Origin of the sequence: Nocardia cyriacigeorgica NBRC 100375 (assembly GCF_000308555.1) — a bacterium.
Lineage (GTDB): Bacteria > Actinomycetota > Actinomycetes > Mycobacteriales > Mycobacteriaceae > Nocardia > Nocardia cyriacigeorgica.
In genome coordinates, this window is sequence record NZ_BAFY01000203.1 from 71210 (window position 1) to 82238 (window position 11029).

The window sequence follows — 11029 nt, forward strand, 5'->3', positions numbered from 1 at the left end:
GTAGCGCACACCACACCGGCCGCGCCGGACCGCGGCGCGCTCTCCTGCGGAAAGTGGTTCCGCCGCCTAATATCTGCGGCTATGAGGCTGCCGAACACTGCCCGGGTCGCCGCGGTGCTGGCCGGATCGACGGTCGCGCTGGTCGTCGCCTCCGGTGCGCCCGCCGCCGCGACGACCACCGTCGCGTTCCCGGACGTCCCCACCATGGCCTATGGCGGGCTGTGCTGGACCAGCATCCACACCTGGGCCGACACCAGCCCCGACTGGCCGGGCCGCGCGGTGGTCAATGTGCGCGCGGCACCGGTCGGCGGCATCGGCCCCGGCCAGTACCCGCTGGCCCCGCTGTGCGAGGTGCGCACCACCGTGGCCTGGCGCAACACCACCACGGGTGCCACCGGCAGCTACGAGAACAACGTCGTCACCGGGATCTACGGCAGCATCCAGTACTCGCTGTTCCAGGACACCGGGCCCGGCAACGTCGAGGTCACCATCAGCACCAACCACGCGAGCATCCCGGCACGCGGATCGTTCCACGTCCCTGGCTGAGCGAGCCTCGCGTGAGCGGCGCGAACACGTAAAATTCGAGGCCGTGGGCGAACCTCGAATCCGATGGCGGACCGCGGCGGTGACCGGCGCCGCGACCGTGCTCGCCGGGTCGAGCGCGGGTACCGCCTCGTGGGCGGCGTACCGGTATCTGATGGCGCAGGCGGGGGTGGCGCGCGGGGTGATCGGGCGCGACACCTCCAAGCCGCCGGAAGCCGACGGCATCTACCTGCCCGGTGCGGTGCGGCCGGAACCGTGGCGGCTGGACCGGCACGCCGACCTGCACCTGATGATCTTCGGCGACTCCACCGCCGCCGGCGTCGGCTGCACCGATGCCACCGAGGTTCCCGGCGTCCGGCTGGCCCGGGGCCTGGCCGAGGCCACCGGCCGCAGCATCCGGCTCAGCACCAAGGCCATCTCCGGCGCCACCTCCAAAGGCCTGTCCGGCCAGGTCGACGCCATGTTCGTAGCCGGGCCGCCGCCGGACGCCGCGGTCATCCTGATCGGCGGCAACGACATCACCAAGAAGCATTCGGTGGGCCGCTCGGCCGGGCGGCTGAAGCGGGCCGTAGCGCGGCTGAGCGAGGCGGGCAGCGTGGTGGTCGTCGGCACCTGCCCCGATCTGGGCACCGTCTCCGCCATCCCGCAGCCGCTGCGCAGCGTGGTGCACACCTGGAGTCAGCGGCTGGCCCGCGCCCAGACCGCCGTCACCCTGACCGCCGGCGGCCACCCGGTCTCGATGGGCGATCTGCTCAGCAAAGACTTCCAGGCCGCACCGGAACAGATGTTCTCCGCCGACGGCTTCCATCCCTCGGCCGCCGGATACGCCCTCGCCGCCGAGCATCTACTGCCGGTTCTGCTCAGTGCTCTCAGTGAGCGGGATCTGGTCGCACCGGGTGTTTCCCCCTCGACACACGCGACGTAGATTCGAGGTGATCCGTACCCGCGAGTGCCGCACGGACCTGGTCGGCGACCACCGTGCGCGCTCCGAGACATAAGGAGTCCTCATGCCTGAGGCCGTCATCGTTTCGTACGCCCGCTCCCCCATCGGCCGCGCAGGCAAGGGTTCTCTGGTGAGCATGCGGCCGGACGACCTCGCCACCCAGATGGTCCGCGCCGCCCTCGACAAGGTCCCCGCCCTCGACCCCACCCAGATCGACGATCTGATGCTCGGCTGCGGCCAGCCCGGCGGCGAAGCCGGCTTCAACATGGCCAAGGTGGTCGCCACCCAGCTCGGCTACGACTTCCTGCCCGGTGTGACGCTCAACCGGTATTGTTCGTCGTCGCTACAGACCACCCGCATGGCGCTGCACGCCATCAAGGCCGGTGAGGGCGATGTGTTCATCTCCGCCGGTGTGGAGACCGTCTCGCGCTTCCCGAAGGGCACCGCCGACGGCTGGCCCGACACCCACAACGACAAGTTCGCCGAGGCCGAAGCGCGCACGGTCAAGCGCGCTGAGGGCGGCTCCGACGGCTGGACCGACCCGCGCGAGAGCGGTGAGCTGCCCGACGTCTACATCGCGATGGGCCAGACCGCCGAGAACGTCGCCCAGTACACCGGCATCTCGCGGGAAGACCAGGACCACTGGGGCGTGCGCTCGCAGAACCGCGCCGAGGAAGCCATCAAGGCCGGGTTCTTCGAGCGGGAGATCACCCCGGTCACCCTGCCCGACGGCACCGTGGTCTCCACCGACGACGGCCCCCGCCCCGGCACCACCTACGACAAGATCTCGCAGCTCAAGCCGGTCTTCCGCCCGGACGGCACCGTCACCGCCGGCAACGCCTGCCCGCTCAACGACGGCGCCGCCGCACTGGTGATCATGAGCGACACCAAGGCCAAGGAGCTGGGCCTGACCCCGCTGGCCCGCATCGTCTCCACCGGTGTGTCCGGCCTGTCGCCGGAGATCATGGGCCTCGGCCCGATCGAGGCCGTCCGCAAGGCGCTGAAGATCGCCGGTAAGACCATCGACGACATCGACCTCTACGAGATCAACGAGGCCTTCGCGGTGCAGGTGCTCGGGTCGGCCCGCGCGCTGAACATGGACCTGGACCGGCTCAACGTCTCCGGTGGCGCCATCGCCCTCGGCCACCCGTTCGGCATGACCGGCGCCCGCATCACCGCGACGCTGATCAACAACCTCCAGACCCACGACAAGCAGTTCGGCCTGGAGACCATGTGCGTCGGCGGCGGCCAGGGCATGGCCATGATCATCGAGCGCCTGAGCTAGCAGCGGCGGAACAGCAGAATGGCTCCCTACCCGAGCGGGTAGGGAGCCATTCTTTTACGGCCGGAGCCTGCTAATCGTTCTGGAAGTAGCTCAGCAGGCGCAGGATCTCGACGTAGAGCCAGACCAAGGTGACGGTCAGGCCGAGGGCGACGCCCCAGGCGGCCTTCTCCGGCGCCTGGGCGCGGATCAGCTGGTCGGCGGCGTCGAAGTCGAGCAGGAAGCTGAACGCGGCGATCGCGATGCAGACCAGGCTGAAGATGATGGCGATCGGGCCGCCGTCACGCAGGCCGAAGCCGCCGTCGGTGAAGAAGCTGGCGATCAGGTTGCCCACGATCAGCACCAGCACACCGATCATCGCGCCGACGATCATCCGGGTGAACCGCGGCGTGACGCGGATGGCGCCGGTCTTGTAGACGACCAGCATGCCCGCGAACACACCGAAGGTGCCAAGCACCGCCTGGCCGATCAGCGCCGAACCGCCGGCACCGCCGAAGGAGATGTCGGTGAACATCAGCGACAGCGCACCGAGGAACAGGCCCTCGGCGACCGCGTAGCCCAGCACGATGGCGGGGTTGTCCATCTTGCGGCCGAAGCTGGCGACCAGCACCAGCACCAGACCGACCAGGCCGCCGCCGATGACGAACAGCGGCGCGAGGCCGTTGTTGGCGCTGCTCAGGATGTAGGAGATCAGGGCCGAGACCGCCAGCACACCCAGCGTGATGCCTGTCTTGGTGACCACGTCGTCGATGGTCATCGACCGGGCGGCGGGGGCCTGCTGGTAGGGCTGGTACTGCGGGGGCTGGCCGTACTGGTTACCGAACTGCTGGCCCAGCTGCCCCGCACCGGCCACGCCCGAACCGAAGTTGGCGTAACCGCCACCTTCCTGTTTCGGCAAATTCTTGAATACCGGATTGCTTGTGGCGCGCACCGTTTATCCCTTTCTGGAGTCGTGGCCCACGTCGATGCGTGGCCGCCGGAATCGAGCTACCGCCCGATTTCCAACTTGTTCTGTCCAACGTTCATCGCCGGCGTCGAGTTCCCGGACGGCGACTCGGCGTTGCGACAAAGACCGACAAATCGGACTCTACCGTTATTGGACATCGTGCAGGCCACACACCGACCGGGTGACGGTGAATTTGCGGTTGCGCCCGATGACGTCGGTGCGCCCGACCATCCGCTCCACCACACCCCGGTAATTGAGATGGGTGTTGTAGACGGTCCACAGTTCCCCGCCCGGACGCAGCACCCGCCCGGTCTGGGTGAACATCTTGATCGCCGACCCGGTGTGCACCGCGGCGCCGACGTGGAACGGCGGATTACACAGCACCAGATCGGCGCTGTTGTCTGGTGCGGTCGACATCGCGTCGTCGCGCACCACCGTGACCCGATCGGAGACGTCGTTGGCGGCGGCCGTTGCCACCGCCGAGGCCACCGCGGCGGCGGACTGATCGGTGCCGATCACCTCCAGCCGGGGCCTGGCCTTGGCGAGCGCGACGGCCAGGATTCCGGTTCCGCAGCCGAGATCGATGGCGGTGCGGGCGTCGGGCTTCATCGCCTTCATGTGCTGGAGCAGGAAGCGGGTGCCGATATCGAGGCGGGCACCGGAGAAGGCGGCACCGTGCGCGACGACGTCGATATCGAGTTCGCCGAGCCGCTCGCGCACCGGAAACGGCGGCTCACCCAGCTGCTTGGGGCCGCTGACCAGCAGCATGCGCGACTTCTGGCGGCCACGGCTGGCCCGCACATCGGTGAAGGATTCGCCGAGCACCTCGTTCATCGTGGTGGTCAGGTACTTGTCGCGGCCGCCGGCGAAGACCTCGACGTCGGGTTCGGCGAATCGGGCGATGGCGTCGGCGATCTCGCTCAGCCCGGCCAGCACGCGTGGCAGCCGCAGCAGAACCACCCGCACGCCTTTGAGCAGACCGGCATCGAGGGCATGGGCGGTGTAGCGGTCGGCGAGACCGAGGGTGCGGGCGTTGGCGGCGAGGGCGAGTTCACCGGTGAGCAGATCCTGGTGCACGCGTAGACCCCGCAGGTCGTGTGCGGCGGCGGCGCCGAGGGTGAGGGCGCCGTAGCTGTCGCCGATAATGGCAACTTCCCCGCTATCCGCGGCGGCCAACGCGTCGGCCGCGACATCGAGAATCAACCGATCAGCGGCATCGACGGCATACAGGTTCGGCGCCTCCACATCCGGATACCGGCGCAGTCGCCCCAGCAGATCCTCCACATTCAGCACCCGTCAAGTGTGCTAGATCGTTGCCCGGCAAGCACATCTGCCCCGATTCGGGCGGGTTTCGGCAGCCGAACACCCCGGCCGAATACCCCGTGCGAGCGGGCAATGATGGGTAACATTTGCCACATGCGTAACAAGCTGGTGGTCGGCATCGTTGCCCTCGGCGTCGTCGGATTCGCGGCGGCCTGCGGCGACAGCGAACCGACCCCCGCCACCGTCGTCGACGCCCCCGCCACCTCGCCCGAGACGAGCACCACCATGGCCGCACCCCCCTCCGCCCCAGCCGATGCCGCGCCCAAACGCGCCCAGGCCTCCGGCGACGCCGCACTGACCGTCACCGACATCAGCGTCGGCCATCACGAGGGGTTCGACCGGGTCGTCTACGAGCTCGGCGGCACCGGCACGCCCGGCTGGGAGGTCGAATACGTCGACCGGGCGGTGCAGGACGGCAGCGGTACCGCCATCGACGTCGCCGGCCAATCGGTGCTGGAAGTGCGGATCACCGGGTCGGTCTACCCGTTCGACAGCGGGGTTGAGCCGTACTCGGGGCCGGACCCGGTCGTCGATCCCTCGGCACCGGCCGTCGCGGGGGTCTACCGGACAATCGTCTTCGAGGGCGTCACCCAGTCGTTCGTCGGCGTCAACGGCGAGCGGCCCGCGTTCTCGGTGAGCGCGCTGAGCAATCCGACCCGGCTGGTCATCGATATCGCCACCGCCTAGCCCGGCCGTCCGAGCCGCGCCCGCACGGCAAGTGCGGCGCAGCCGATCACGGCCGCCCCGCCGAGCACCGTCGGCCACGTGAGTCGCTCACCGAGCAGCAACGCGGCCCAGCCGATCGTCATCACCGGCTGTACCAGCTGAATTTGACTGACCTGTGGCATCGGGCCGATCGCGAGCCCGCGGTACCAGGCGAAGAAGCCGAGGTACATGCTCACCACCGCGAGATAGGCGAAGGCAGACCATTCGGTCACCGTGCCGCTCGGTGGATCGTGTGCGATCGACAGTCCGGTCAACACGATCATCAGCGGCGCGGCGAGCACAAGGGCCCAGGAGACCGTCTGCCACGCGCCGAGTTCCCTGGCCAGCAGCCCGCCTTCGGCATAGCCGATCGCGGCGGCCGCGACTGCGCCGAAGAGCAGCAGATCCGACCAGTGCACGGCCCCGAATCCGTCGCTTTGCACGGCGGCGAAACCGAGAGCCGCGACGGCACCGAGCGCCGCCGAGTACCAGAAGGCGAGCGGTGGGCGTTCGTGACCGCGCAGGACGGCCGTGACCGCGGTCGCGGCGGGCAGTACAGCGATCACCACCGCACTGTGGCCCGCGGGTGCGGTGGTGAGCGCGTAGGAGGTCAGCAGCGGGAAGCCGATCACCACACCGCCGGCCACGACCGCGATCCGACCCCATTGACGTCGGCGGGGCAAGGGCTGATTGGTGATGGTCAGCGCGAGGGCGGCGAGGACGGCGGCGATGACGGCCCGGCCCGCGCCGACGAACAACGGCGACATCGCGCCGTCACCGACGGCCACTCGCGTGAAAGGAACGGTGAAGGAGAAGGCGACGACGCCGAGCAGCCCCCAGTGCAGGCCACCGGAAACGGCCGGTAGCGGTGCGCGCGAACCGACAATAGCGCTACTCTGTGTCTTCATGTTCAACGATAGCAGCTCGCGTATCGTCGCCGACCTTCGCGCATGGATCGCCACGGCGGCACCGGGCGCGAAGCTGCCGTCGACGCGGGCGCTGGTGACGCAGTACGGCGCGAGCCCGGTGACGGTGCAGAAGGCGCTGCGCACCTTGACCGCCCAGGGCATGATCGAAACACGCCCCGGCATCGGCACTTTCGTCCACGGTGTGCGGGTGGCCCGCCCCAATGACTACGGCTGGCAGACGGCCGCGCTCGGCGCGCCGATCAGTCGCACACCACAGCTCGCCGCCGCGTTGCGCACCGCACCGACCGACGCGATCGCTCTGCATTCGGGTTATCCGGACCGGGAACTGCTACCCGAACGGCTGATCCGGGCCGCGTTCTCGCGAGCAGCGCGCGGCGCGGCGACGACGTCGCGGCCGCCCGTCGCCGGCCTTACCGAACTCCAAGCGTGGTTCGCTACCGAACTCGGCGCGGCCGTACCGGTCGGCGTCACACCGCCCGCGCCCACGGACGCCATCATCACCCCGGGCAGCCAGAGCGGTCTCAGTAGCGCCTTCCGCGCGCTGGTCGGCGCGGGGAGGCCGCTGCTGATCGAATCGCCCACCTATTGGGGAGCCATCCTCGCCGCGCGCCAAGCCGGCATCCCGGTGGTGCCGGTGCCCAGCGGCAGCGACGGGCCCGACCCCGAGGAACTGGACCGCGCCTTCCGGCACACCGGAGCCCGCGCCTTCTACGCCCAGCCCAACTTCGCCAATCCCACTGGTGCGCGCTGGACGTCGGAGGCCGCAGACCGGGTACTCGACATCGTGCGCGGGCACGGGGCGTTCCTCATCGAAGACGACTGGGCGCACGATTTCGGCATCACCGCCGAGTCGGTGCCCGTCGCCGCGCGTGACGACGCCGGGCACGTGGTCTATCTGCGTTCGCTCACCAAGAGCGTGTCCCCGGCGGTGCGGGTCGCCGCGATCATCGCGCGCGGGCCCGCGCGTGAACGGATCCTCGCCGATACTCAGGCGGAATCGATGTATGTGAGCGGATTGTTGCAGTCGGTCGCCCTCGACGTCGTCACGCAACCGGCCTGGCGGCGCCATCTGAGAACGTTGCACCAGCAGCTTGCCGCGCGCCGCGATCTGCTCGTCGACGCACTGGGCGAGCACGCGCCCAGCGCGCATGTGACGGCCGTTCCACAGGGCGGACTGAACCTTTGGGTGCGGTCGCCCGATGGCACCGACCTGGCCCGGCTGGTCCGCGACTGCGAGGCAGAGAGCGTCATCGTGGCGGCAGGCGATGAATGGTTCCCCGCCGAGCCGACCGGGCCGTATCTGCGGCTCAACTACTCCGGTCCGAATCCCGGCGCCTTCCCGGACGGTGCACGGGTGATCGGCCAGGCCCTCGCGCGGCAGGGCTAGCCGGGGTATCAGTTCGCCAACTTTCGCGCCACGCTTCGCCATCGGCGTAAACGACCCAGTACGGTCATGAAGACTTACGGTCAGATGCTGGCAATGTCTGTCTCCGCGAAGACACGGGGCGGCCGGCATCCGCGAGGGGAGAAAGACCGATGCGACGCTACGAACGCGTGAGCCTTGCCGCCGCCTCGGTGGCGCTGGCCGGCGGACTCGTCCTGGTGAGCGCCTGTTCGAACAGCGTTTCCGGCACCGCCCAGGTCAACCAGGCCGATCTGGCCACCTACACCTCGATGGCGGCAGCGTCGTCGTCGGCGGCCGCCAAATCCGCGGCGACCACCGCCTGCGATGCGTTCAGCGACGCCAACGGCAACGCCGTGCGCAAGTTCAACGCCTACATCGACGCCAGCAACAACGACGCGCCCGACACCGCAGCCAAGGCCGCCGACGCCGAATCGGCGCTGCGTGACGGCGCGAACGACGTCGACCGCAAACTGGTCAAGACTGTCCCCGCCGGCGTCGCCCAGGCGTTGCGGGACTGGCGCGACGACAGCAAGAAGCTGGCCGACATGCTGAAGACGAACGCGCCGACCGACCAGATGAACGACCACATCGACACCTTCAACCTCACCAAGGACGCCGCCGTCGACGCCTGCGAAGAGTACGAGTGAGTACCACGCCGGGGTATGTGTCCGGCGGCCTCTAGACTGGAGTCCGTGACCGACCAGCAGCCGACTCCGCACCTGCCGGGGCTCCCCCGGCTGTTCGCGCTGGTCGTGCTGCTCGGCGGGATCGTCGGCATGCATGTGGGGGTGTTCGACTTCGGGCATGCGTGGGGTGCGGCGCACAACGCGTCAGCGGTGGCGGCCACTCCGGGCCATTCGCATGGAGGCCGATCGCACGACGAGGTCGGCGCTGGGCTCGGGTCGGCACACCCGGCCGACAGCGACCCACACGCGACCGCATCCGTCACCCACGGCGCCGACGCTGCGCTTGCGTCACATCGGTTCCCGGCGGGTGGGTCCGTAAGCCCCGTGCACAGCACCCAATCGATTGCCGGCCCGGGCGATACACGGTCCGCGGATGACCTGCTCGCGGCGACATTCGCCGCCCGGCTCGTGTCCGTCGACGCCGTCGGCGGGCACGAGCAGGACTGCGGAGACTGTGGCGTGCACGGCGGGATGCACGGTTGCGTGTTCATCCTGTCGATGCTCGGGTTGGTGATCGGGCTTGTGCTGTTGTTCCGGTTGGCATTTCAGCCATTGGACGGCCACGGAACGCCCGGCCGTCACCGTCCGGCGCGGCGCGAACGTCCACCGCCCTGGACCATGCCGACGCTGTCGGAATTGTCGATTCTGCGAATCTGATGGGCTCCTCGCGCCCGGCCACCGAGCCGAGGCGCGCATCCTGCCTGCCCGCATGACTTCGCAATTCCCCAGGAGCACACACATGTTCATCACCCGTACCCGTTTCCTGATCGCCGCCGTCGCCGCGGCCGCACTCACCGTCGCCGGATGTAGCGACGATTCGACCACCGCCACCGAGACCACGACCAGCGCGGCGGCCACCACCAGCGCGAGTACGCGCACCGACTTCAACGAGGCAGACGTCACCTTCTTGCAGATGATGTACCCGCATCACGCGCAGGCCGTCGACATGGCGAAGATGGTGCCGAGCCGCACCCAGAACCCGCAGCTGCTGGCGTTGGCGGCGGCGGTCGAGGCGGCGCAGGCGCCGGAGATGCAGCAGATCACCACGCTGCTCGAGAGCTTCGGCAAGCCCGCGCCGAGCGCCGAGGAGCACGGCGGACACGGTGGGCACGCGATGCCGGGCATGATGACGCCCGAGCAGATGACCGCGCTGGAAAACGCCACCGCACCCGAGTTCGACCGGCAGTGGATGCAGATGATGATCGAGCACCACGTCGGCGCCATCGACATGGCCAACACGGTGCTGGCCGAGGGCGTCAATCCCGACACCAAGGCCCTGGCCACCAGCATCGTCGCCGCCCAGCAGGCCGAGATCGATCAGATGAAGCAGATGCTCGGCCAGAGCTGACGCGAGCGGGTGCTACTGCTCAATTCCCATCCGTGGTGAACCCACAGCAACCGTCCTAGCATGAGCCAGCTTTCGGCGCTTGACAGGACATGAGATTGAGCAGTAGCAGCCCGACCCGCCCGCAGCCACGAACACGCCGCCGGTCGGCTCGGTCGTCGCACACCCTCGCCACACTGCTGACCACAGCGGTCGAACGAGACCCCGACGGCATCGCCGTGGTGAGCGGAAACGTCTCCCTTCGATACCGCGAACTGGACGAGCAATCCACTCGGCTGGCTCGAACGTTGTTGTCCCGAGGAGCCGGCCCGGAGTCGGCCGTGGCGATCGTCTTGCCGCGTTCGATCGAGTCGATCGTCGCGGTCTGGGCCGTGGCGAAAACCGGTGCCGCCTTCGTGCCGATCGACGCCGGCTACCCCGCCCACCGCATCGACTATCTCCTCGGCGACTGCGGTGCGGTACTGGGAATCACCGATCGGTCGTCGCTCGGCCGGCTGTCGGCCGATATCGCGTGGCTGGTTCTCGACGACGCCGCGGACATGGCCGAGATCGCCGCCGAATCCACCGTCGGTGTGTCCTACCAGGACCGTCCCACCCGCCTGAGCGCGGCGAACATCGCCTATGTGATCTACACCTCCGGGTCCACCGGGCAGCCCAAGGGCGTCGAGGTCACCCACACCGGCCTCGCGGAGCTATGCGCGCAGCTCACCGAGCGGTACTCGGTCACAGCCGACGCTCGCACCCTGCATTTCGCGTCGCCGAGCTTCGATGCGTCGATCTTGGAACTGATGCTCGCGGTCGGGTCGGGCGCCACCATGGTGATAGCGCCGCCGTCGATCCTCGGTGGCAACGAGTTGGCGAGCCTGATCGCCGGCGAGGGTGTGACACATGCGTTCCTGACGCCGTCAGTGCTCGCCTCCAT

Annotated in this window: 12 protein-coding genes; 9 read left to right on the plus strand and 3 right to left on the minus strand. The window is 68.9% G+C overall.

The window, feature by feature from the left end; all coding sequences use genetic code 11:
* Positions 1-81 precede the first annotated feature (81 nt).
* The 3 genes from RJ05_RS21065 (at position 82) to RJ05_RS21075 (ending at position 2771) form a co-directional block, all read left to right on the plus strand.
* Positions 82-546, plus strand: a complete 465-nt coding sequence (locus RJ05_RS21065; protein ID WP_036539737.1) for a hypothetical protein — start codon at positions 82-84, stop codon at positions 544-546.
* Positions 547-589: 43 nt separating this feature from the next.
* The gene (locus RJ05_RS21070) at positions 590-1468 is read left to right on the plus strand and encodes an SGNH/GDSL hydrolase family protein (RefSeq protein ID WP_081597451.1); all 879 of its coding nucleotides are present in this window, start codon (positions 590-592) and stop codon (positions 1466-1468) included.
* A gap of 82 nt (positions 1469-1550) precedes the next feature.
* Positions 1551-2771 carry an acetyl-CoA C-acetyltransferase gene (locus tag RJ05_RS21075; protein ID WP_036539739.1) on the plus strand — a complete coding sequence of 407 codons (1221 nt, stop codon included), beginning with the start codon at positions 1551-1553 and terminating at the stop codon, positions 2769-2771.
* A 70-nt stretch (positions 2772-2841) separates the two neighbouring features.
* On the opposite strand, the gene RJ05_RS21080 is transcribed toward RJ05_RS21075, so the two are convergent.
* Together RJ05_RS21080 and RJ05_RS21085 are read right to left on the minus strand one after the other, a co-directional pair.
* The gene (locus RJ05_RS21080; protein WP_036539742.1) at positions 2842-3699 is read right to left on the minus strand and encodes a Bax inhibitor-1/YccA family protein; all 858 of its coding nucleotides are present in this window, start codon (positions 3697-3699) and stop codon (positions 2842-2844) included.
* 162 nt (positions 3700-3861) lie between these two features.
* Positions 3862-5007, minus strand: coding sequence for a class I SAM-dependent methyltransferase (locus tag RJ05_RS21085; RefSeq protein ID WP_036539744.1), 1146 nt, complete (start codon positions 5005-5007; stop codon positions 3862-3864).
* A 123-nt stretch (positions 5008-5130) separates the two neighbouring features.
* Here RJ05_RS21085 and RJ05_RS21090 point away from each other — a divergent pair, with 123 nt between their 5' ends.
* Positions 5131-5724 carry an AMIN-like domain-containing (lipo)protein gene (locus RJ05_RS21090; protein ID WP_036539746.1) on the plus strand — a complete coding sequence of 198 codons (594 nt, stop codon included), beginning with the start codon at positions 5131-5133 and terminating at the stop codon, positions 5722-5724.
* Here RJ05_RS21090 and RJ05_RS21095 read toward each other — a convergent pair.
* Positions 5721-6650: a DMT family transporter gene (locus tag RJ05_RS21095; RefSeq protein WP_036539749.1), complete on the minus strand. Its 930-nt coding sequence runs from the start codon at positions 6648-6650 to the stop codon at positions 5721-5723. The genes RJ05_RS21090 and RJ05_RS21095 overlap by 4 nt on opposite strands.
* On the opposite strand from RJ05_RS21095, the gene RJ05_RS21100 reads away from it, so the two are divergent.
* The 5 genes from RJ05_RS21100 to RJ05_RS21120 all read left to right on the plus strand — a co-directional run.
* On the plus strand, positions 6649-8058 hold the full coding sequence (locus RJ05_RS21100; protein WP_036539752.1) for an aminotransferase-like domain-containing protein: 1410 nt from the start codon (positions 6649-6651) through the stop codon (positions 8056-8058). The two genes, RJ05_RS21095 and RJ05_RS21100, sit on opposite strands and share 2 nt — an antisense overlap.
* 149 nt (positions 8059-8207) lie before the next feature.
* Positions 8208-8723: an Rv2240c family protein gene (locus tag RJ05_RS21105; protein ID WP_036539755.1), complete on the plus strand. Its 516-nt coding sequence runs from the start codon at positions 8208-8210 to the stop codon at positions 8721-8723.
* 45 nt (positions 8724-8768) lie between these two features.
* Positions 8769-9419: a hypothetical protein gene (locus RJ05_RS21110; protein ID WP_036539757.1), complete on the plus strand. Its 651-nt coding sequence runs from the start codon at positions 8769-8771 to the stop codon at positions 9417-9419.
* Positions 9420-9501: 82 nt separating this feature from the next.
* Entirely contained in the window at positions 9502-10110 is a 609-nt protein-coding gene (locus RJ05_RS21115) for a DUF305 domain-containing protein (protein WP_036539758.1), read from the plus strand.
* Positions 10111-10205: 95 nt separating this feature from the next.
* Positions 10206-11029 (plus strand): AMP-binding protein (locus tag RJ05_RS21120; RefSeq protein WP_255220949.1); only part of this gene is annotated, 824 nt, incomplete at its 3' end.

Excerpts from the sequence above, each read along its gene's own strand:
- RJ05_RS21065 (WP_036539737.1), top strand. The coding sequence starts at position 82 with ATGAGGCTGCCGAACACTGCCCGGGTCGCCGCGGTGCTGGCCGGATCG.
- RJ05_RS21075 (WP_036539739.1), top strand. The coding sequence starts at position 1,551 with ATGCCTGAGGCCGTCATCGTTTCGTACGCCCGCTCCCCCATCGGCCGC.
- RJ05_RS21090 (WP_036539746.1), top strand. The coding sequence starts at position 5,131 with ATGCGTAACAAGCTGGTGGTCGGCATCGTTGCCCTCGGCGTCGTCGGA.
- RJ05_RS21100 (WP_036539752.1), top strand. The coding sequence starts at position 6,649 with ATGTTCAACGATAGCAGCTCGCGTATCGTCGCCGACCTTCGCGCATGG.
- RJ05_RS21095 (WP_036539749.1), bottom strand. The coding sequence starts at position 6,650 with ATGAAGACACAGAGTAGCGCTATTGTCGGTTCGCGCGCACCGCTACCG.
- RJ05_RS21105 (WP_036539755.1), top strand. The coding sequence starts at position 8,208 with ATGCGACGCTACGAACGCGTGAGCCTTGCCGCCGCCTCGGTGGCGCTG.
- RJ05_RS21115 (WP_036539758.1), top strand. The coding sequence starts at position 9,502 with ATGTTCATCACCCGTACCCGTTTCCTGATCGCCGCCGTCGCCGCGGCC.